At 64.7% G+C, this 20,552-nt stretch carries 18 protein-coding genes; 15 read left to right on the top strand and 3 right to left on the bottom strand.

Translation table 11 applies throughout. The annotated features are described in order from the left end of the window. Positions 1-4: 4 nt before the first annotated feature. Positions 5-2,980 (bottom strand): TonB-dependent receptor, encoded by a 2,976-nt coding sequence (locus tag AC3WLM_RS13410; protein WP_492477612.1) that lies wholly within the window; start codon positions 2,978-2,980, stop codon positions 5-7. A 273-nt stretch (positions 2,981-3,253) separates the two neighbouring features. Here AC3WLM_RS13410 and AC3WLM_RS13405 point away from each other — a divergent pair, with 273 nt between their 5' ends. The 5 genes from AC3WLM_RS13405 to AC3WLM_RS13385 are packed head-to-tail and all read left to right on the top strand — an operon-like array spanning position 3,254 to position 8,295. Further along, positions 3,254-4,528, top strand: a complete 1,275-nt coding sequence (locus tag AC3WLM_RS13405) for a DUF3422 domain-containing protein (protein ID WP_492477611.1) — start codon at positions 3,254-3,256, stop codon at positions 4,526-4,528. Positions 4,529-4,572: 44 nt separating this feature from the next. Next, positions 4,573-5,574 (top strand): magnesium chelatase ATPase subunit I, encoded by a 1,002-nt coding sequence (gene bchI, locus AC3WLM_RS13400; RefSeq protein ID WP_039336629.1) that lies wholly within the window; start codon positions 4,573-4,575, stop codon positions 5,572-5,574. Then, the gene (locus AC3WLM_RS13395) at positions 5,571-7,259 is read left to right on the top strand and encodes a magnesium chelatase subunit D (RefSeq protein ID WP_492477610.1); all 1,689 of its coding nucleotides are present in this window, start codon (positions 5,571-5,573) and stop codon (positions 7,257-7,259) included. Before bchI ends, AC3WLM_RS13395 begins: the two co-directional genes overlap by 4 nt. Then, on the top strand, positions 7,256-8,155 hold the full coding sequence (gene bchO, locus AC3WLM_RS13390) for an alpha/beta fold hydrolase BchO (RefSeq protein WP_492477609.1): 900 nt from the start codon (positions 7,256-7,258) through the stop codon (positions 8,153-8,155). Before AC3WLM_RS13395 ends, bchO begins: the two co-directional genes overlap by 4 nt. Positions 8,156-8,160: 5 nt before the next feature. Then, positions 8,161-8,295: a hypothetical protein gene (locus tag AC3WLM_RS13385; RefSeq protein ID WP_255355113.1), complete on the top strand. Its 135-nt coding sequence runs from the start codon at positions 8,161-8,163 to the stop codon at positions 8,293-8,295. Here the strand turns inward: AC3WLM_RS13385 and AC3WLM_RS13380 are convergent. Both AC3WLM_RS13380 and crtD read right to left on the bottom strand, forming a co-directional pair. After that, the gene (locus tag AC3WLM_RS13380) at positions 8,292-9,113 is read right to left on the bottom strand and encodes a hydroxyneurosporene dehydrogenase (protein ID WP_492478126.1); all 822 of its coding nucleotides are present in this window, start codon (positions 9,111-9,113) and stop codon (positions 8,292-8,294) included. The genes AC3WLM_RS13385 and AC3WLM_RS13380 overlap by 4 nt on opposite strands. Before the next feature lie 14 nt (positions 9,114-9,127). Beyond that, positions 9,128-10,675, bottom strand: a complete 1,548-nt coding sequence (gene crtD / locus AC3WLM_RS13375) for a 1-hydroxycarotenoid 3,4-desaturase CrtD (protein WP_492477608.1) — start codon at positions 10,673-10,675, stop codon at positions 9,128-9,130. A gap of 92 nt (positions 10,676-10,767) precedes the next feature. Here crtD and AC3WLM_RS13370 point away from each other — a divergent pair, with 92 nt between their 5' ends. The 10 genes from AC3WLM_RS13370 (at position 10,768) to pufC (ending at position 20,530) form a co-directional block, all read left to right on the top strand. Beyond that, entirely contained in the window at positions 10,768-11,907 is a 1,140-nt protein-coding gene (locus AC3WLM_RS13370) for a methyltransferase (RefSeq protein WP_492477607.1), read from the top strand. A 121-nt stretch (positions 11,908-12,028) separates the two neighbouring features. Then, entirely contained in the window at positions 12,029-12,994 is a 966-nt protein-coding gene (bchC, locus tag AC3WLM_RS13365) for a chlorophyll synthesis pathway protein BchC (RefSeq protein ID WP_492477606.1), read from the top strand. Further along, a complete protein-coding gene (locus AC3WLM_RS13360) occupies positions 12,991-13,980 on the top strand; it encodes a chlorophyllide a reductase iron protein subunit X (RefSeq protein ID WP_492477605.1) in 990 nt (329 codons plus the stop codon). Before bchC ends, AC3WLM_RS13360 begins: the two co-directional genes overlap by 4 nt. Before the next feature lie 3 nt (positions 13,981-13,983). Next, entirely contained in the window at positions 13,984-15,522 is a 1,539-nt protein-coding gene (bchY, locus tag AC3WLM_RS13355) for a chlorophyllide a reductase subunit Y (protein WP_492477604.1), read from the top strand. Further along, entirely contained in the window at positions 15,519-16,964 is a 1,446-nt protein-coding gene (gene bchZ / locus AC3WLM_RS13350) for a chlorophyllide a reductase subunit Z (RefSeq protein ID WP_492477603.1), read from the top strand. Before bchY ends, bchZ begins: the two co-directional genes overlap by 4 nt. A gap of 160 nt (positions 16,965-17,124) precedes the next feature. Next, the gene (gene pufB, locus AC3WLM_RS13345) at positions 17,125-17,280 is read left to right on the top strand and encodes a light-harvesting antenna LH1, beta subunit (protein WP_082013438.1); all 156 of its coding nucleotides are present in this window, start codon (positions 17,125-17,127) and stop codon (positions 17,278-17,280) included. 66 nt (positions 17,281-17,346) lie between these two features. Next, a complete protein-coding gene (gene pufA / locus AC3WLM_RS13340; protein ID WP_039336613.1) occupies positions 17,347-17,532 on the top strand; it encodes a light-harvesting antenna LH1, alpha subunit in 186 nt (61 codons plus the stop codon). Between the two features lie 102 nt (positions 17,533-17,634). After that, positions 17,635-18,459 (top strand): photosynthetic reaction center subunit L, encoded by an 825-nt coding sequence (pufL, locus tag AC3WLM_RS13335; protein WP_039336611.1) that lies wholly within the window; start codon positions 17,635-17,637, stop codon positions 18,457-18,459. A 14-nt stretch (positions 18,460-18,473) separates the two neighbouring features. Then, the gene (pufM, locus tag AC3WLM_RS13330) at positions 18,474-19,448 is read left to right on the top strand and encodes a photosynthetic reaction center subunit M (RefSeq protein ID WP_039336609.1); all 975 of its coding nucleotides are present in this window, start codon (positions 18,474-18,476) and stop codon (positions 19,446-19,448) included. Then, positions 19,445-20,530: a photosynthetic reaction center cytochrome PufC gene (gene pufC, locus AC3WLM_RS13325; protein ID WP_492477602.1), complete on the top strand. Its 1,086-nt coding sequence runs from the start codon at positions 19,445-19,447 to the stop codon at positions 20,528-20,530. The genes pufM and pufC overlap by 4 nt, the downstream gene beginning before the upstream one ends. The last annotated feature ends 22 nt before the right edge of the window (positions 20,531-20,552 follow it).

Here is a 20,552-nt window from a genome sequence, read left to right as displayed (position 1 = left end):
AGGCTCAGAAGGTAAACCGCGCACCGGCAGCATAGCGCGCATATCCCGGTGCCGCAAAGAACACGGTCTGGGTGTTGCGCTGGTAGCCCTTGCGGTCGGCGTTGGTGATGTTGATGCCTTCGACGAACACCGTCACGCCCTTGCGGATTTCGTAAGATGCGCTGGCGTCGAACTGGCCATAGGCCTTCACGTAGTACGGATCGAAGCCGTAGCCCGAGAGGAACCCATCGCGCCAGTTATAGGCAACGCGCGCCTGCAGGCCGTTCTTGTCGTAGAACAACACGGCGTTGGCACTGTCGCTGACCCCGTTCACCGCGAACTGCGGGATGGTGTAGCGCAGGGTGTTGTCGAACTTCGTGTCGCTCTTCACCACGGTGTAGTTCAGGATCGCACCGAAGCCGGTATCCCAGAAGCTGTGCTGGACCGCGAATTCCCAGCCCCACAGCTTTGCCTTCTGATCGCTGTTGGTCGGCTGCGTGGTAATGAAGTTCACCAGCGGATCGGAGGCCTGGCCGATGACGCCGGTGACGACCCCGTTGTTGTCACGAATGACCGTCGAGGGGAAGTTGGCGCCGATGTAATCGAGCAGTTGCTGCGCCGTAGCATTGGGACCCAGCGCTGCCCGCGCTGCTGCGGCATTGGCACCGGCAGCAGCGTTGGTCAGGCCGAACGCGGGCTGGTTGACCTGCGTCTGGCTGATGAAGTTCTTCACGACCTTGTGGAAGAAGCCCACCGAAACGTAGCTGGCCGGCGCATAGTACCATTCGGCCGAGAGATCGACGTTGTTGGACTTGTAGGGCAGCAGGCCGGGGTTGCCGCTCGAGGCCGTGCTGCCTCCGATGCGGATCGGCGAAGCCAGCGTGGTGCCACCCTGCAGCGAGGCATAGTCAGGACGGGTGATCGTCTGGCTATACGATGCGCGCAGGCGGACGTTGTCGATCGGCTCCATGTCGAAGTCGATGGCCGGCAGCCAGTTCTCGTACTCGCCCTTGAGCGAGGCGGCAGCGACCTGCTGCGGATTGCCATAATCGATCGCGGTTTCGTTGCCGCCGGTCCAGATCGTGCGGACCGGGATCGGAACCTGCGCAGTGGAGTCGACCTTGGTCTTCTCGTAGCGCAGGCCGAAGCGCAGGTTAGCCGTGCCCGCGCCCAGATCGAACGAGTGCTTGGTCTGCAGGTACGGCGCCCAGGTCCGTTCGCGGACGGTGCGGTCGGTCGTGTACTTGGCAATGCAGGTGCCGGCAGTGACGGCGGTGCTGCAGATCCCGATCTTGCTGTCGAGCAGACGGATCAGGCCGTCCGTGTCGATGTTGAAGTAGTTCGGGATGATCGAGCCATCGTTTGAGCCCGACATGCCCGCCAAGTCCTTCGGCAGGTCACGGATCTGGTAGAGGTCATCCGCGGTTTCGGCTGCGGAAAGCGTGCCGCCCCAGGTATCGTTCTGGATAACGCCGAATGCAGAGCGCACCTTGTTCTCGGTGTAGGTGACGCCGAAGTCGAGGCTGTCGATGAACGATGCGTCGAAATCCCAGCCGCCGCGGAAAGTGACTTCGTTGATCTCGTCACGCATGTAGGCGGTGCGGAAGGCGTTACCGGCAGGGCGGATGTTCGAAGCCTTGATCTCGGCGCCCGGATACATCTGCACGCTGATGACGGGCATGTCGGAGGTGTAATCGACCTTCTGCGACTTCACGCCGAAGATCGCGCTGCCAACGGCAATGCCCGAACCATAAGGCTTGGTCGGCTTGCTTTCGGCGGTCGAGTGGTGACCATCGAGTTCGAGGCGCAGGCCGCCGGGGCCATCCCACTTGAGGTTGCCGCCGATCGACTGGTTGCGCGAGCGGTTGGCCGCGACTGCGCCGGTGATGGCGAGGTCCTTGTCGGTGCCGCCGAAGTTCTCGGCATAGAAGTTCGGGCCAGCTGCCGGGCCATCGGTCCAGCTGCTCGAGGTGTCGCCGTGGTTGAACCAGACGCCGATCGAGTTGGTGCGGGCGTCGATGGTGTTCTGCGAGAAGGTGTAGTCGACGGTCGCAGTCAGCGTATCGGTCGGCTTGACCTGCACCACGGCCTGACCGTTGATGCGCTTGCGGCGGAACGTGGTAAAATCGTAGCCCGCGTTCTGCGTGACCTGATAGATGTCGTTCGGGCCGGGGCGGTTCTGGATGTTGGCAGCGCCCGGCGTGCCCGGCTGTGCCAGCGAACCCCAGTTGTTTTCCGAGCCGAGATAGCCTTCGCGCCAGCCCGCGTTGAACTGCGCCTGGCTGGCCTTGCGATCCTGGTAGGAACCGGTCAGCAGAACGCCGATGCGGCCATCAGCAAAGGTATCGCTGATGATGCCCGAGACTTCAGGCGTGATGCTGGTGCCATCGAACAGCGAGGTGTCATAGACCGCCTTGGCGCCGATGCTGCCGTGGAAGCCGGGACGTTCGAGCGGCTTGGCGGTCTTGATGTTGATGACCGAACCGATACCGCCAGTGGCGAGCGAAGCGCGGCCCGACTTGTAGACTTCGACGCCGGCAATGCCTTCGGAGGCGAGGTTGGCGAAATCGAACGAGCGCGAGGCAGGGGCGCCGCTGCTGCCGCCGAGGCTGGAAGCGGGCATCTGGCGGCCGTTGAGCAGGACGAGGTTGAAGTCCGGACCGAAGCCGCGAACGGTCACGGTCGAACCTTCACCGCTGTTGCGGTCGATCGAAACGCCGGTGATGCGCTGCAGCGACTCGGCAAGGTTGGTATCGGGGAACTTGCCGATGTCTTCGGCCGAGATCGCGTCGACCACGCCCTGCGCGCTGCGCTTGATGTCGAGTGCCTTCGACAGCGAGGCGCGGATGCCGGTGACGACGATGGCTTCGCCTTCTTCAGCGGGAGCAGCTGCATCCTGCGGCGCTTCCTGCGCGTGGACGGCTTGTCCTGCAAGTGCGAGTGCAAGGGCACCCATGCTGGCTGCACGAACGGCAGCGGAACGTGTCATGGAAACCTTCATGATCCTCCCCTTTTACAACCTCGGCACTGCCACGCGAAATGCTCGCCATCAGCGCTCTTGTGAACGTTCACCTAAATGAGAACGTTCACGCGGTCAAGGGCCTTCGCCGACAATAGCCGGAAAACCTAGTTCTTTTGGGCAATCCAGGCAGGCACTTGCGCGAAACCTGCGCAAATCCGTTTGGTGGTGCGCTGCTCTTGGCATAGCGTTTTGCCCAAGCGGCGGCGTCAATGGTGCTTTCTCTCCTGCCAGCCGCGTCAGGGATTTTCACCCATGCGCGACCATGACCTTCGAAGCAGGGCCGTTGGCGAGATGCACTTGCGGCGCTGGCCGCCCCTGCCGGTCCCTTGCCATATCGTGCAGTGGGTCCTTGCGATCGACGACAGCGAGCGTGCCGATGAACTGTCCGCGATCGAGGCATTGACGGCGAGCAACGACAGCGTCGGCAACCCGACGCACCGCGAAGGCCGGATCAACGAAAGGGTCACTTTCACCTGGGAACGCCAGAGCGAAGGCAGCAGCCTGACGCTGTTTTGCGCGCCTTGCGATGATGAAGGCTTTCTCGAACCGGCGACGGACGTTGAGCTATCGGCCGCAATCGCCTGGGCACGCACTCTTCCCGGCCAGATCGTGCGCAGCACGCGCGTGTGGCTGGCGCAGAGCGATGCCGACGTCGAGCGGGTTCTCGATCGCCATCCGATCAATCGCGATGAACTTGTTTCCAGCACACTGGGCGGCGGCATCCGCATATGGTCGGACTTCAGGCTGAAGGATGATGGCTTCGGACGGTTGCTTGCAGCGGCCAACGGCATTGACCGGCGCGATCTCACCCGACAGATCCAGCGTCTTCAGGAACTGGGCAACTATCGCAACAAGGCGCTGCTTGGCCTGCCGGTCGCCCGCGAATGCTGGCCCAAGCTTGATGCTGCCGAAGAACGCCTGAGCGATCTTGCCAACCGTATCGCAGATAGCGACGCACGTGACGACAGCCTGCTGGAGGAACTGTCGCGCCTTGCGCTCGATCTTGCCTCTGTCGCGACTGCAATTTCGTTCCGCATGGACGCCACCCGCGCCTACGGTCAGATCGTCGAGGAACGTCTGGAACAACTCGATGTGCGGCCGGTCGGAGGGTACGCCTCGCTGGTTGATTTCACCCAGCGCCGTTTCCGCCCGGCCATGAATACCTGCATCGCCACCAGCGAGAGGATCGAACGCATCGGTGAGCGTACCGAGCAACTGACTTCGCTGCTGCGTGCGCGGATCGATACGCGGATCGAGAACCAGAATGCAGAGCTTCTGCGATCGATGGAGCAGTCGATCTCGATGCAGGCACGTTTGCAGCAGCTGGTCGAAGGCCTCTCGGCGGTCGCGCTAAGCTATTACGTCCTGGGCCTTATCAAGTACGCGCTCTACGCTGTTCCGGACAGCGCCTTGGGCGTTTCGGACGAGTTCGTGATCGGTCTTCTTGTCCTGCCGATGGTGCTGGGCGTGTGGTGGACGATGCACACCCTCAAGGACCGACTGATCAAGACTTCAGATCAGCAATAATTCCGCTTGTCCTGACGGCCATATGTGTCCACACTTCTGGACAGATGGCGCGCTTCCCCTTCTCTGCGATCGTCGGTCAGGACGAAATGAAGCTCGCGCTCCTGATCGCAGCGGTCGATCCCTCCATCGGCGGAGTGATGGTGTTCGGCGACCGTGGAACAGGCAAGTCCACCGCCGCCCGCGCACTGGCCAGTCTGTTGCCGCCGATCATGGTCATGGACGGCTGCCGCTATGGCTGCTCGCCCGAAGCGCCGCATAGCTGCCCCGGCCCGTGCGAATCCAACAAGGCCAGCAAGCGGCCGGTGCCGTTCGTCGATCTGCCACTGGGCGCCACGGAAGACCGCGTGCTGGGCTCGCTCGATCTGGAAAGGGCACTGCGCACCGGGGAAAAGACGTTCGAACCCGGCTTGCTGGCGCGTGCGCATCGCGGGTTCCTCTACATCGACGAGATCAACCTGCTCGAAGACCACCTGGTCGACCTGCTGCTCGACGTGTCCGCCTCGGGCGAGAACGTGGTCGAGCGCGAGGGTCTGTCGGTGCGCCACAAGGCCAAGTTCGTGCTGATCGGCAGCGGCAACCCGGAAGAAGGCGAACTGCGTCCGCAACTGCTCGACAGATTCGGTCTTTCGGTCGAAGTACGCACCCCGCGCGAGATCGAAAACCGCGTCGAGATCATGCGCCGCTGCGCCTCGCACGATGCCGACAGCGAGGCTTTTGCCGCACAGTGGGCCGAGGAGGACGAGAAAGTCCTGCAGCAGATCGCGCGCGGACAGAAAAAGCTGGCGAAGATCGAGGTGCCGGACGGTGTGCTCGTGGACGCCGCCGGTATCTGCAGCGCCGTGGGCGTTGACGGCTTGCGCGGCGAACTGACCCTGATGCGCGCCGCGCGCGCCTTTGCCGCGCTGAAGGGGGCAAAGGTGGTCAAGCGCGATCACCTGCTGCACGTTGCGCCGATGGCCTTGCGCCACCGCCTGCGCCGCGACGTACTCGACGAAAGCGGATCGACCGCACGGATTGATCGCGCGATCGCCGAACACTTCAGATGACCGAGGCACTGTCAGATGCGCTCCTGGCAGCGCGCCTGCTGGCCGCAGACCGCAAGCTTGGCGGCCTGGTCCTGCGCGGCGGCGGACCGGCGCGCGATCTCGTCTTGCAAGCGCTGCGAGGATTGCTTCCGGCGGACACGCCCTTCCGCCGCCTGCCCGGTCATATCGACGAGGACCGGCTGACCGGTGGCACCGACATTGCTGCAAGCCTCGCCAGGGGCACACTCGTAATGCAACGGGGCCTTCTGGCAGAGGTGGCAGGCGGCGTGCTGGTCGTTCCCATGGCCGAGCGTCTGCGCTCGGACACTGCGGGCAGGATCGCGCAGGCGCTCGACAACGAAGGCGCCTTCCTGCTCATCCTGCTCGACGACGGCGAAGGCCCGGACGAGCGGCCACCGCTCGCCCTGATGGAACGGGTCGCTTTCGACCTCAGTCTGCGAGACGTGCGCGCGGCGGACCTCCACCGCGAACTGCCCGAGCCGGGCGCTGCCGGGGCCGCACCATCACTTGATAGCGAAGCACTCTCGGCCCTTGCCGCCACCGCAACGGCGCTGGGTATCGCCTCGATCAGGCCGCTCCTGCAGGCCGCCGCCGTTGCCCGGGCGCACGCAGTGCTTGGCGGCCGGGACACGGTTCACCGCGCCGACCTTGAAGCCGCGACGCGCCTCGTCCTTGCCCCGCGCGCGACACAGCTGCCGCCGGAGCCTGAAGCGCCCGCTCCTCCAGAACCCGAGCATGAGCCCGAAGAGGCAGAGCGCCCGGACAATGACGAAGATGACGACAGCGCGCCCGACATTCCCGAAGACCTGCTGATCGAAGCGGCCCGCGCCATGATCCCGCCTGATGTGCTGGAACTGATCGCCTCGGGCCGCGCCCAGCGGGATGCGCGTGGCGGAGGCACCGGACGCCGCACCGGTTCAGCACTGCGCGGCAAGCCCCTGGGTGCGAGGCCCGGCATGCCCGGCGGCGGTGTGCGCATGGCGCTGGTCGATACGCTGCGCGCCGCCATACCGTGGCAGCCCCTGCGCAGGCGTGATCCGACTCCCGAAGGCGCAGGTCCGATCCGCTTCCGCCGGGACGACCTGCGGGTCCGCCGCTTCGAAGAGCGCGCCACCACGGTCACGATCTTCGCGGTGGACGCATCGGGCTCGGCGGCACTCGCCCGCCTGTCGGAAGCCAAGGGCGCGGTCGAGTTGATCCTCGCCCAGGCTTATGTGAAGCGAGCCGAAGTTGCGCTGGTCGCCTTCCGCAGGACCGATGCCGACCTGCTGCTGCCCCCCACCCGCTCGCTCACCCGCGCCAAGCGCGCCCTTGCCGAACTGCCCGGTGGCGGCGGCACCCCGCTTGCCCGAGGCATTGCCCTTGCCCGGCAGCTTGCCGATGCCGTGATGAGCCGGGGCCGCACACCGTTCCTCGTGTTCCTCACCGACGGCAGCGCGAACGTGGCCGCAGACGGTACATCCGGCCGCGCCCAAGCCAATGCCGACGCGCTGACGGCCGCGAGGGGAATTGCCGGCGCCGGCCTTGATGCCGTGGTAATCGACATCTCCCCCCGCCCTCGGCCCGAAGCTGCGAGCATCGCAGAAGCGATGCGGGCGCGTTACCTGCCGCTGCCCTTCGCCGATGCCAAGGCGCTCAAGGCGGCGGTGACGCTTGCTGCCGAGCCGCAGAAGAAACGCGCATGAGCGGGCCGCGCTGGGAGGTCGAAGGGCGCAACTGGCCGAACCGCGAGGCAAGCCGCTTCGTGGAGACGCCTGGACTCAAGTGGCACGTTCAGGTGGCGGGCGATGGGCCGGCGATCCTGCTGCTCCACGGCACCGGCGCGGCAACGCATAGCTGGCGTGACGTGCTGCCACTGCTGGCGCAGGACTTCACCGTGATTGCCCCTGACCTGCCCGGCCACGGCTATACCAAGGGCCGCCCGCGACAGGGCCTGACGTTGCTTGGCATGGCGAGTGCCGTGATCGCCCTGCTCGATACCCTTGGCCAGAGGCCGTCGCTGATCGTCGGCCACTCGGCCGGCGCGGCCATTGCGATCCAGACCGTCCATCTGCAGGGCGCGGCCATGCCCCTGATCGGCTTCAATCCCGCCCTGATGCCCTTCCCCGGCCTTGCCGCCAAGCTGTTCCCGTCGCTGGCCAGGATGCTGTTCGTGAACCCCTTCGTCCCGCGGATGCTGGCCGGCATTGCCCGCATTCCGGGCGAGACCGGGCGCTTTCTGCGCCGCGCCACCGGCTCTGCCATCGATGTGCGGGGGATCGCTGCCTACGAGGCATTGATGGGCAACCATCACCACTGTGGCGGGGCAATGGAAATGATGGCCAGTTGGGACCTCGACGCGCTCAGCCGCCTGCTACCGCAGTTGAGAAGCCGCGTGCTGCTCGTACATTCCAGCGGCGACACAGCCGTGCCGCTGTCGTCGGTCGAACAAGCCGCGAGGTTGATACCCGATTGCCGTCTGGAAGTGCTGCCGGGGCTTGGGCATCTTGCGCATGAAGAGCGCCCCGGGAAGGCCGCTGAACTGATCCGCACGTTCGCCGCCGCAAGCGCGAGTGACGAAAGCAAGGGAGAGCCAGGATGAATTCGATGAGCGAACACTTTGGCTGGGTGGAAATCGTCTTCACCGCCGTCATCGCGCTGGGCTTCGGCATTTACCAGCTATGGTCGGTCAACCGCGAGATCGCGAAGGACAAGGCGAAGAAGCAGAACCCGGACGACTAGCCGCGCGGTATCCGATAGGGCAGCATGAACTGCACGATCGGCGAAGAAAAGCGATCGAGATCAAGGCTTTCCTGCACGGCCACGACGGGCTCTCCAAACAGGCGCGATGACAGGGCGGAGCGCGCATAGAACGGTGCGTCCTCCCACGTGCGGATGACGCTGGCATGGCCCCTGTCCGCCCGCGTCTTGCGCTCCATCTGCCAGAGCGTGTTCGGCAAGGGCGCAACCGGCGGCAGCGCCTCCTCCTCGTGCGGCACGCCGTCCGCGCCAAAGCGCAACGCGCTGGCAAAGCCCTGGCCATTGCGACGGATACCCTCGTAGCAGACCACCGATCCGCTGCGCCCATGGGCGCGGGACCAGTGCCAGACGCGGAAGCCTTCCTCCAGCGATTCCGCGCCGAAGTTCGAATCGAGATAGGCGCTGCCCTTCCACTTGAGCCCAGGCTTTTCCATCCGGACCTCGATCCGCGCGCGCGGGGCAATGCAGTGCCAGCGGTGGCGCCCCGCCGGGTCCAGCGAGAAGGCGCGGTCGTTGGTCGCTTCCGGGTAGACGCGGACCTTGCCGGCGACACGCCGCTGCCACGGCACACCAACCCGCTTGTCCATCTCCTCGATGTCGATTTCGAGCGCCTCACCGGTCCAGCGAACCGAACTAGGCCCGATCTGCAGATTGTCGGCATCGCGCGCAACACTGCCACGCTCGCGCTCGGTCATGGTCCAGCGTGCGCCGGGGCCATAGAGCGCCACGTTCAGGGCGCAGTGCTGCAACGGATCGGTGCGGCCGCTCTTCTTGTAGTAGGGCGAGAAAACACTGCCGATGAATGCGATGATCGTCAGCCCATGGCGTCCGCATTCGCTGATCGCATCGACATACCACCAGCCATAGCCACCGGGCGGAACTTCCGCATCGAAGCGAGGTCTTGCACCACAGCCTGCATCGCCAGTTGCCCGGACAAGGCGGCCATCGGCACCCCGGCCCCCGGATGGGTGCTTCCACCCGCGCAGTAAAGCCCAGGGATCCGGGTCCGCGTGCCCTGCCGGAGGAAGGACGCCGCCCAGCCGTGCGAGGCCCGACCATAGATCGCCCCCCCGGTCGAGGGCAAAAAGTTCTCGAAGGCGTTCGGCGTCAGCAGCGTGTGGGGAAAGTCTTCCTCCAGCTCCAGTCCGCAACGCTGAAGGCTGCGCAGCATGGCCTGTGTGCACCGGGCCTTCTCCTCTTCGGTATAAGTGTGGCTGTCGCCATTGGCAGGCGCGTTGACGATGATCTGCAGACGTTCACGCTGGCCCGGCGGCACATCGGCCCCGCCCTCGCGATCGAGCGCGCAGACATAGACGCTGGGATCACATGGCGGAGCGCCGCCACGAATGTCGCTGAATTCGCGGGCATAGTCGGGCGAGAAGAACACGTTATGACGCTGCAACGGAAAGCCCGATGTCCGTGCATTAGCCAGCCAGACCATCGCCGAGAGCGAACGCTTGCGCACGCCATGCGATGGCACCGCCATGGCGCCCAAGGGGCCGAAGCGCCCTGCCGCCAAGGCCTCGGGATCGGCATTGGCGATAACCGCGTCGGCGGCAATGCGCTCGCCATTGCAGAGGATCAGGCCCGATGTGCGTCCTTGCGCGGTCTCGATCAGGGCTGCGCCCGTGCTGAAGCGGAACTTCGCGCCATGCATCTGGCCCAAGCGCATCAACGCACCCGCAAGCGCGCTCATGCCACCTTCGATCAGCCAGACACCTTGCGCTTCCACGTGGGCGATCAGCATCAAGGTTGCCGGTGTCTCGAACGGCGAGGACCCACAGTAGGTCGAATAGCGCGCGAAAAGCTGGCGCAGGCGCTGGTCGGCAAAATGCTGGCCCAACACCTTCCACATCGATTCGTAGGGCCGGATCGCCAGAAGGTCGCCCATGCGCCACAAGCCGATGCGCCACATCAGGGGGAGCGGCCAACTGACCTTGCTCCCGCGCATCATCGGACGATCGATGATGCCGTGAATGCGCGCGGCCTCCCTGTGGAAGGCACGAAAGCCCGCTGCGGCCGAAGCGCCGGCAAAGTCACCAATGGCCTGCTCGCTCAGCTCCGGATCGGCATGGAGATCGAGATGGCGCCCCGGACCCCAGGCGTGACGGGCAATCACGTCTGCACGGCGAATGTCGACAAAGTCGGCGAGATCGGCGCCGCAAGCCGCAAAGATGCCCTCGAATACGTCGCGCAGGGTGAACACCGTGGGACCGGCATCGATGGAGGCACCATCGACGATCAGCTGACGCGCCTTGCCACCGGGGTGCGCTGCCTTTTCTACGACGGTGACATCTGCCCCGCGCGCAGCCAGCAGCGCGGCTGCCGTCAGGCCGCCGATGCCCGCGCCGATGATAGCCACCCGCGATGCCAAGGCAAGCTCCTCTCCTGAAGGGAAACCCTCCACCGAATACAATTGACCTTTACACCACAAATGTCCAATCTTTTGGACATATGCTGGACGTTGCCCCTTTGACGGATGCGCCGCCGGTGCCCCACCCTCCTGAACGGCCTCCCGAATGGCGACGCCGCTGGACCCATTGGCGCAACCGGGTTCTGGGCAGCCCGGTCTTCCAGGACTGGGCGTCGCGCCTTCCGATTTTCGCAAGCGTATCAAGGCGCCGCGCCGCCAGCGCGTTCGATCTGGTGGCAGGCTTCACCTATTCGCAGATACTGCTTGCCGCGGTCCAGACCGGCCTGCTCGACCTGCTCGACGCAGGGCCTTGCAACGCCGATGATATCGCCCGGTCGACCGCGCTGAGTCATGCCGCCGCGACTCGGCTGCTCCGCGCCGCCGCCGCGCTGGATCTTGCCGAAGAAGTTGCCCCGGGATGCTGGATGCTCGGCCAGCAAGGGGCGGCTCTGCGATCAAACCCCGGGGCGCTCGCCATGGTCGCGCATCACCCGCTGCTTTACGCGGATCTCTCCGACCCGCTTGCCCTGCTGCGGCAGGACCGACAGGAGCCGACGGCCCTGTCGCGCTTCTGGCACTATCACTCTGAAACCGATGGCGAAATTGCCGGTCGCTACTCTTCACTTATGGCCGCGTCGCAGCAGATGGTGGCGCAACAGGCGATGGGTGCCTATGCTTTCGATCGCCACTGCCGCCTGCTTGACATAGGGGGTGGCCATGGCGCTTTCGTCAACGCGCTGGCCCCGGCATGTCCATCTCTGGAGCTGGGCATATTCGACCTGCCTCCTGTCCTTTCCGGTGCAACGAATCTGCCGCCACGGGTCTCCCGACATCCTGGCGACTTCTTTGCCGATGCCCTGCCCACAGGCTACGATTGCATAACTCTTTCGCGGATTCTCCACGATCATGACGATGATCGCTGCCTGCAGATCCTGCGCGGAATTCGCGCAGCTCTTCCCGAAAACGGCCGCCTAGTCATTGCCGAACCGATGGCCGGGGCACGCGGGGCAAAGGCCATGGGAGATGCCTATTTCGGCCTTTATCTCTGGGCGATGAACTCTGGTCGTCCCCGCGCGCCCGCTGAATACGGCGAGATGCTTCGCAAAGCGGGCTTCCGGCACTGGCAACAGAAGCGAACGGCAATGCCGGTCATCGCCAGCGTCATTGTTAGTTCATATTGACAGCTATGACCGTCCAATCTGTTTGACACTCTTTGGCGTTAGCGTATGGTGAACACTGCCTGACAGTACCCATCCGGATACTGCGGCAAGGCCCGGATCACCGGGAGAGGGGAAGACCGGCATGGAGTCGCTGGCGGTCATACTGGAGGCACCGAGGCGCATCGCGCTTCGCAGGCTTGCCTTGACCTCAGGACAAGGCTCCGAAGCAGGCTTCTCCGCACTCGCTCCTTCAGACGTCCTTATCGAAGTCCAGTGGAGCGGCGTAAGTGCCGGAACCGAAAAGCTTCTCTGGTCGGGCGAGATGCCGAACTTCCCCGGAATGGGCTACCCGCTGGTGCCCGGATACGAGAGCTTGGGCCGCATCGTCGATGCCGGAAGCGAAGTCCAGACGCGCATCGGCGACTGGGTCTTTGTCCCCGGCGCAACCTGCTATCGCGATGCGCGCGGCCTGTTCGGGGGCACCGCGCGGCAGGTCATCGTCCCGTCCGCACGCGCCCTTCCCGTCTCCGAGTCGCTGGGCCGTGACGGGGTTCTGTTCGCGCTCGCCGCGACTGCGCTTCACGCGATGAACGGTGGCGATCCGCCCGATCTGATCATTGGCCACGGCACGCTGGGCCGCCTGCTCGCGCGCATGACCATCGCTGCAGGTGCCCCCGCCCCCACGGTCTGGGAGCACAAGCCCGCCCGCCGGACCGGCGCCCAAGGGTACAACGTCATCGCTCCGAAGGACGACGATCGCCACGATTACGCGAACATCTATGACGCCAGCGGCGATGCCGATTGCCTCGACCTGCTCGTCCCGCGCCTGCGCAAGAAGGGCGAGATCGTGCTGGCAGGTTTCTACGCCAACCGCCCGAGCTTTGCCTTCGCGCCAGCCTTCCGGGCCGAGGCACGCTTTCGCGTTGCCGCCGAATGGGGGCCGGATGATCTCGCCTCGACCCGCGCCCTGATCGACTGCGGCGCGCTCGATCTTTCGGGCCTGGTCTCGCACCAACGCCCGGCCGAAGAAGCCCAGGATGCCTATCCCGAAGCCTTCCTCGATGCCGACTGCCTCAAGATGGTCCTCGACTGGAGCAACTGCGCATGACGATGCTGGATACACATGCCGCTGCCCTGCGCGATGAAGCCGCGATCGAGCCTGACGCGCCGCACACCGGCGAGGTACAGAAGGAAACGCAGATCATCGCGATCTACGGCAAGGGCGGCTCGGGCAAGAGCTTTGCCCTGTCCAACCTCAGCTACATGCTCGCCCAGCAGGGCAAGCGCGTGCTGCTGATCGGCTGCGATCCCAAGTCCGATACCACCAGCCTGCTCTTTGCCGGCAAGGCCTGCCCGACGATCATCGAGACGTCGTCCGCCAAGAAGCTGGCCGGTGAGGAAGTCCGCATCGAGGACGTCTGCTTCCAGCGCGACGGCGTCTTCGCCATGGAACTGGGCGGCCCCGAAGTCGGCCGTGGCTGCGGCGGTCGCGGCATCATCCACGGCTTCGAACTGCTCGAAAAGCTCGGCTTCCATGACTGGGGCTTTGACTACGTCCTGCTCGATTTCCTGGGTGACGTGGTCTGCGGCGGCTTCGGCCTGCCGATTGCGCGCGACATGTGCCAGAAGGTCATCGTCGTCGGCTCGAACGACCTGCAGTCGCTCTACGTTGCCAACAACGTCTGCAAGGCGGTGGAATACTTCCGCAAGATGGGCGGCAATGTCGGCGTCGCCGGCATGATCATCAACAAGGACGACGGCACCGGCGAGGCGCAGGCCTTTGCCAACGCGGTCGACATCCCCGTGCTCTGCGCCATTCCGGCGGACGAGGACATCCGGCGCAAGTCGGCCAATTACCAGATTATCGGCAAGCCCGGCGGGCAATGGGGCAGTCTCTTCGCAGAGCTTGCATCCAATGTCGCGTCGGCGCCGCCGCGGCAGCCCACGCCCCTCGACCAGGATGGACTGCTCGGCCTCTTCTCCCCCGAAGACACCGGAGGCAACGTCGAGTTGGTCCCGGCGACACAGGCTGACATGCGCGGCGGATCTTTCGAACAGCGCCCCTCTCTCGAGGTGGTCTATGACGAGGTCTAGGCCATGACTGACCTTGCGGACAGGGCGCTTCATGCCCGCGAGCCGGACCGGATCGCTCTCGACCCGCCGGTCGAAGGTGGCGGCTGCCATGCCGGCGCCGATGTGCTGCGCGATGCGACCAACAAGGCGCAAGGCTCGGAACTGCTGGATCGCTACGCCGCCGACTATCCGGTTGGCCCGCACGATCAGCCGCAATCGATGTGCCCGGCATTCGGTTCACTCCGCGTTGGCCTCAGGATGCGGCGCACTGCCACCGTGCTCTCGGGCTCGGCCTGCTGCGTCTATGGCCTGACCTTCACCTCGCACTTTTATGGCGCACGGCGCACCGTCGGTTACGTGCCGTTCAGTTCAGAGACGCTGGTAACCGGCAAGCTGTTCGAGGACATCAAGGAAGCCGTCGAAGGCCTTGCCGATCCAGTCGATTACGATGCAATCGTCGTAACCAACCTGTGCGTCCCGACCGCCAGCGGCGTACCGCTGCGGTTGCTCAAGAAGCAGATCAACGGCGTGCGCATCATCGGCATTGACGTGCCGGGCTTCGGCATACCCACGCACGCCGAGGCCAAGGACGTGCTCGCCGGGGCGATGCTGGCATATGCCCGCGAGGAAGTGGCGCAAGGCCCGGTCGCGGCCCCAACCACCCGTGCCGACAAGCCGACCGTAACCCTCCTTGGCGAAATGTTCCCGGCTGATCCGGTGGGCATCGGCATGATGCTCGAACCATTGGGCCTTGCCGCCGGGCCGGTCGTCCCCACCCGCGAATGGCGCGAGCTTTACGCTGCGCTCGATTGCGCCGTAGTGGCTGCAATCCATCCGTTCTACACTGCCAGCGTCCGTGAATTCGAACATGCCGGGCGCACCGTGGTCGGCTCGGCCCCGGTCGGCGCGGAAGGCACGGCGGCCTGGCTCGATGCCATCGGTACTGCCTGCAACGTGCCAGCCGAAAAGGTCGAAGCCGCCAAGGCGCGCTTCGTGCCGATGATCCGTGCCGCGCTTGCCGCCAACCCGATCAAGGGCCGGATCACCGTCTCCGGCTACGAAGGCTCCGAACTGCTCGTCGCCCGCCTGCTGATCGAAAGCGGCGCTGACGTACCCTATGTGGGCAGCGCCTGCCCGCGCACGCGCTGGTCCGATCCGGACCGCGAATGGCTCGAGGCGCGCGGGGTGCGTGTCCAGTTCCGCGCCAGCCTCGAACAGGACATAGCCGCGGTGAAGGAATTCCGACCCGACCTTGCCATCGGCACGACCCCGGTGGTCCAGCACGCCAAGGCCCAGGCGATTCCGGCGCTCTACTTCACCAACCTGATCTCGGCCCGCCCGCTGATGGGCGTGGCCGGCGCCGGCAGCCTGGCGCAAGTGATCAATGCGGCGATGGCCAACAAGGCGCGCTTCGACAGGATGACCGCGTTCTTCGAAGGCGTCGGCACTGGCCCGGCCGCCGGGATCTGGGAAGAGACGCCGCAGGACCGCCCGGCCTTCAAGAAGAAGTACGCCGCCCTGAACGAAGCCGCGCGCAAGGCGGCAGAGGCGGTGGGCACATGACCCTCGTCCTCGACCATGATCGGGCCGGCGGCTACTGGGGCGCCGTCTATGTCTTCACTGCGGTAAAAGGCCTGCAAGTGATCATCGACGGGCCGGTGGGTTGCGAGAACCTTCCGGTTACCTCGGTCCTGCACTACACCGATGGCCTGCCTCCGCACGAATTGCCGATTGTGGTCACCGGTCTTGGTGAGGAAGAGCTGGGCAAGACCGGCGCCGAAGGCGCGATGAAGCGGGCATGGAAAGTGCTCGATCCGGAACTGCCCGCCGTGGTCGTGACAGGCTCCATCGCCGAGATGATCGGCGGTGGCGTGACGCCGCAAGGCACCAACATCAAACGCTTCCTGCCGCGCACGATTGACGAAGACCAGTGGCAGTGTGCCGACCGCGCGCTCAGCTGGCTCTGGTCGGAATTCGGCCCGAAAACCGTCCCTGCGGTCAAGCCGGTCAAGGACGGCGTGAAGCCCAGGGTCAACATCCTCGGCCCCAGCTACGGCATGTTCAACATGGCGAGCGATGTTCACGAAATCCGCCGCCTGATCGAAGGCATCGGTGCGGAGGTCAACATGGTCTTCCCGCTGGGCAGCCATCTGGCCGATGTCCGCAGGCTGGCAGATGCCCAGGCGAACGTCTGCATGTATCGCGAATTCGGACGCAATTTGTGCGAACTGATGGAGCGGCCCTACTTCCAGGCGCCGATCGGGCTCGACAGCACAACCCGCTTCCTCCGCGCGCTGGCCGCCGAACTCGGCCTTGATCCAGAACCGTTCATCGAACGCGAGAAGCACACCACGATCAAGCCGCTGTGGGACCTGTGGCGCTCGGTCACGCAGGATTTCTTCGCCACGGCCAGCTTCGGCATCGTCGCCAACGAGACTTATGCGCGCGGCATCCGCCACTTCCTCGAAGATGACATGGGCCTGCCCTGCACTTTCGCCTTCTCGCGCAGTGCTGGCGTGAAGCCGAAGAACGAGGACGTGCGCGCCGCGATTCACGCGAACCCGCCGCTGGTGCTGTTCGGAAGCTACAACGAACGCATGTACAGCGCCGAGAAGGGCGGCCGGTCGATCTACATTCCGGCCAGCTTCCCCGGCGCCGCCATCCGCCGCCACATCGGCACGCCGTTCATGGGCTATTCGGGCGCGACCTACCTCGTGCAGGAAGTCTGCAACGCACTGTTCGATGCGCTGTTCAACATCATCCCGCTGGCCACGCAACTCGACGCAGTGGAAGCAACGCCCGCGCGCGCCACCCGCGAACTGGCTTGGGATGAAGACGCCAAGGCCCGGCTCGACCAGATCGTCGAGGCACAGCCCGTGCTGGTGCGCATTTCCGCCGCCAAGCGCCTGCGCGATGCCGCCGAACGTATCACTCGCCGCAATAACGAAACCCGCGTCAGCGCCGACAGGCTCGCCGATGCCATGCTCGAGGCGCAGGTCACATGATCCGCGCATCGATCCTTCCGCGCTCATCCCAGGCGCATCAGCTTGCACGGTCGCCCATCTCCGGTCGCCCGTGTTCCCCCATCCACGCGGGTCAGTTCCGCGCGGATACCGAAAGAGGTCTTCCGCCTCTCGCACATCAACAACGACTGGAGATTGGGCAATGAGTGATCATGACGATCGCTTCGGGCTGAGGACCTACCTCACCCCAGAGGAAGCAAAGGAATTCCACAAACTCTTCATGAGCAGCTTCGTCGGCTTCACCGCCGTCGCGGTGGTCGCACACGTCCTCGTCTGGATGTGGAAGCCCTGGCTCTGACGCATCCGCCTGCCCGCGGCGACAGCCTGAGGCAGGACCTTCAACACTTGCACAAGGACTAAGACCATGTGGAGGATTTGGCTTATTTTCGATCCGCGCAGGGCTCTGGTTGCCCTGTTCGCGTTCCTGTTCGTGCTCGCACTGGTGATTCACTTCATCCTGCTCAGCACCGATACGTTCAACTGGCTCGATGGCCCGAATTCGGCCCAGGGCATGGCGAACGCAGCAGCAGCGGCGCCCGCAGCGCCCTGACGCAACTGTGCGAGAGGCGGCGGCACTCCCGTCGCCGCCTCCTGTGGCAGCCAATCAGAACACAGCTAAGCCCGTCGCGCCGCGGCGGGGAGGGGTAGAACCATGGCACTCCTTAGTTTCGAACGAAAATACCGCGTTCGCGGTGGCACGTTGATCGGCGGCGACCTGTTCGATTTCTGGGTGGGTCCGTTCTACGTCGGCTTCTTCGGTGTGGTGACCGCGATCTTCGCATCGCTGGGCACCGCCCTCATCTTCTACGCGGCCTCGCAGGGGCCGACGTGGAATCCCTGGCTCATCTCGATCGAACCGCCAGACCTCAAGTATGGCCTTGGCCTCGCGCCGCTGGCGCAGGGCGGGTTCTGGCAGGTCATCACCGTCTGCGCGCTGATATCCTTCAGCAGCTGGGCGCTGCGCGAAGTCGAGATTTGCCGCAAACTGGGCATGGGCTATCATGTGCCGGTCGCCTTCAGCATGGCGATCTTCGCCTACTTCACGCTGGTGGTGATCCGCCCCGTCCTTCTGGGCGGATGGCACTTCGGCTTCCCCTACGGCATTTTCAGCCACCTCGATTGGGTTTCCAACACCGGGTACCAATACCTGCATTTCCATTACAATCCGGCCCACATGCTGGCAGTCTCGTTCTTCTTCACGACGACGCTCGCGCTCGCCCTTCACGGTGCGCTGGTGCTCTCTGCGGTAAACCCGCCAGAAGGTGCCGAAGTGAAGTCGCCCGAGTATGAAGACACCTTCTTCCGCGATCTCATCGGCTATTCGGTCGGCACGCTGGGCATTCACCGCGTCGGCCTTCTCCTTGCCCTCAACGCGGGCTTCTGGAGCGCCGTCTGCATCGTGATCAGCGGGCCGCTGTGGACCAAGGGCTGGCCCGAATGGTGGACCTGGTGGCTCAACCTGCCGATCTGGTCGTGAAGGAGCACTGAGCGATGGCGACCTATCAGAACATTTTCACCCAGGTCCAGCTGCGGGGCGAACCCGAAGCCGGGATCGCCCTTCCCCCCGGCAGCGAGCCGCGGATAGGCAAGGGATCGTTCAACCACCTCATGGGCCTGATCGGCCATGCGCAGATCGGCCCGGTATATCTTGGCTGGACCGGCGTGTTCGCCCTGATCTTCGGCTTCTTCGCGATCGAGATCATCGGGCTCAACATGCTCGCCTCGGTGGGCTGGAACCCGATCCAGTTCGTGCGCATGCTGCCCTGGCTCAGCCTTGAACCTCCGGGGCCGGAATATGGCTTCACGCCCTTCGTCCCGCTGGCCAAGGGCGGCTGGTGGATCATGGCCGGGTTTTTCCTGACCACCTCGATCATCCTCTGGTGGATCCGCACGTATACCCGCGCCCGGGCGCTCGGCATGGGAACGCACGTGGCCTGGGCCTTTGCCTCGGCGATCTGGCTCTACCTCGTGCTCGGCTTCATCCGCCCGTTCTTCATGGGCTCGTGGGCGGAAAGCGTGCCGTTCGGCATCTTCCCGCACCTCGATTGGACCGCCGCCTTCTCGATCCGCTACGGCAACCTGTTCTACAACCCGTTCCACGCCTTCTCGATCGCCTTCCTCTATGGATCGACCCTGCTCTTCGCGATGCACGGTGCGACCATCCTGGCGGTCGGTCGCTACGGCGGTGAGCGCGAGATCGAGCAGATCACCGATCGCGGCACGGCATCGGAACGCGCGGCGCTGTTCTGGCGCTGGACCATGGGCTTCAACGCCACGATGGAATCGATCCACCGCTGGGCCTGGTGGTTCGCAGTGCTGACGACGCTGACCGGCGGCATCGGCATCCTGCTGACCGGCACCGTGGTCGACAACTGGTACCTCTGGGCGCAGCAGCATGGCTATGCTCCGATGTATCCCGATACCGGGGTCATTGATCCCGCCACGCTGGGGAGTGCGGGCCAATGAAAAGGACAATCGCAATCGCCGCATTGGCGAGCGCTGCTCTGACCCTTTCGGGTTGCGAGCTGGGGCCGAAGCAGTCGGTCCAGAACGGCCATCGCGGCACCGGGATGGACCAGGTCACCTTGAAGAAGGTGGCCATGGCCAAGGACGACGTGCCCGCCCCGCCCTACGATCCGCCCTCGAACGATGGACCTCGGGCTGGCGCCGCCTACCAGAACGTCCAGGTCCTGGGCGACGTCTCGGAAGAGCAGTTCACCTACACGATGGCCGCAATCACCGCGTGGGTTTCCCCGGAACAGGGGTGCAATTACTGCCACAACCCCGAGAACATGGCCTCGGACGAAAAGTACACCAAGGTCGCCGCGCGCAAGATGTTGCAGATGACGCGCAACATAAACTCCAATTGGAACAAGCACGTGGCGAGCACGGGCGTGACCTGCTGGACCTGCCACCGCGGAAATGCGATCCCGGCCAACTACTGGGCGCTGCCCGAAGCTGGCAAGAACGGGATCATCGGCAACCGTCATGGGCAGAATAATCCCGTTGCGGCATCAGCTTACTCGTCGCTGCCGGAAGCGTCGCTGGCGCTTTACCTGACCGGTGATCCGAAGACGGACAGGTCAATCCGGGTCGTTTCCGACACCCTGCATCCGACCAAGGCCAACGGGCTATCCATCAAGGAAACCGAGCCGCAGTATGCACTTATGAACCATCTGTCGCAGTCGCTGGGCGTGAATTGCACGTTCTGCCACAACGCGCAGGCGTTCAAGCCGTGGAACATCAGCACGCCCAAGCGCGCCACGGCGTGGTACGGCCTGCGCATGGTCCGCGATATAAATGGCCAGTATATCAGCACCTTGAAGGACGTCTTCCCGGCGCACCGCAAGGGGCCGATGGGTGATCCGTTCAAGGTGAGCTGCGCCACCTGCCACCAGGGCAAGAACAAGCCGATGGGTGGGTACAAGATGGCCAAGGACTACCCGGCACTGTGGGGCCCACCGATGGCGATGCCGGCGGCAGCTCCGGCAGCGCCTGCGGCACCGGCGGCTCCGATTGCCGCTGCGGTATCAACCGCAACACACTGATCCCCCGCAGGAATGTGGGACC

Source organism: Novosphingobium sp. FW305-C-30-35, from assembly GCF_058783135.1.
Note: the sequence above shows the minus strand (reverse complement) of the source record. Positions and strands in the feature narration are given on the sequence as shown.

What these genes read in the sequence shown, in the direction of transcription:
- AC3WLM_RS13410 (WP_492477612.1), bottom strand. Translation starts at nt 2,980, where the DNA reads ATGAAGGTTTCCATGACACGTTCCGCTGCCGTTCGTGCAGCCAGCATG.
- AC3WLM_RS13405 (WP_492477611.1), top strand. Translation starts at nt 3,254, where the DNA reads ATGCGCGACCATGACCTTCGAAGCAGGGCCGTTGGCGAGATGCACTTG.
- bchI (WP_039336629.1), top strand. Translation starts at nt 4,573, where the DNA reads ATGGCGCGCTTCCCCTTCTCTGCGATCGTCGGTCAGGACGAAATGAAG.
- AC3WLM_RS13395 (WP_492477610.1), top strand. Translation starts at nt 5,571, where the DNA reads ATGACCGAGGCACTGTCAGATGCGCTCCTGGCAGCGCGCCTGCTGGCC.
- bchO (WP_492477609.1), top strand. Translation starts at nt 7,256, where the DNA reads ATGAGCGGGCCGCGCTGGGAGGTCGAAGGGCGCAACTGGCCGAACCGC.
- AC3WLM_RS13385 (WP_255355113.1), top strand. Translation starts at nt 8,161, where the DNA reads ATGAGCGAACACTTTGGCTGGGTGGAAATCGTCTTCACCGCCGTCATC.
- AC3WLM_RS13370 (WP_492477607.1), top strand. Translation starts at nt 10,768, where the DNA reads ATGCTGGACGTTGCCCCTTTGACGGATGCGCCGCCGGTGCCCCACCCT.
- bchC (WP_492477606.1), top strand. Translation starts at nt 12,029, where the DNA reads ATGGAGTCGCTGGCGGTCATACTGGAGGCACCGAGGCGCATCGCGCTT.
- AC3WLM_RS13360 (WP_492477605.1), top strand. Translation starts at nt 12,991, where the DNA reads ATGACGATGCTGGATACACATGCCGCTGCCCTGCGCGATGAAGCCGCG.
- bchY (WP_492477604.1), top strand. Translation starts at nt 13,984, where the DNA reads ATGACTGACCTTGCGGACAGGGCGCTTCATGCCCGCGAGCCGGACCGG.
- bchZ (WP_492477603.1), top strand. Translation starts at nt 15,519, where the DNA reads ATGACCCTCGTCCTCGACCATGATCGGGCCGGCGGCTACTGGGGCGCC.
- pufB (WP_082013438.1), top strand. Translation starts at nt 17,125, where the DNA reads ATGAGTGATCATGACGATCGCTTCGGGCTGAGGACCTACCTCACCCCA.
- pufA (WP_039336613.1), top strand. Translation starts at nt 17,347, where the DNA reads ATGTGGAGGATTTGGCTTATTTTCGATCCGCGCAGGGCTCTGGTTGCC.
- pufL (WP_039336611.1), top strand. Translation starts at nt 17,635, where the DNA reads ATGGCACTCCTTAGTTTCGAACGAAAATACCGCGTTCGCGGTGGCACG.
- pufM (WP_039336609.1), top strand. Translation starts at nt 18,474, where the DNA reads ATGGCGACCTATCAGAACATTTTCACCCAGGTCCAGCTGCGGGGCGAA.
- pufC (WP_492477602.1), top strand. Translation starts at nt 19,445, where the DNA reads ATGAAAAGGACAATCGCAATCGCCGCATTGGCGAGCGCTGCTCTGACC.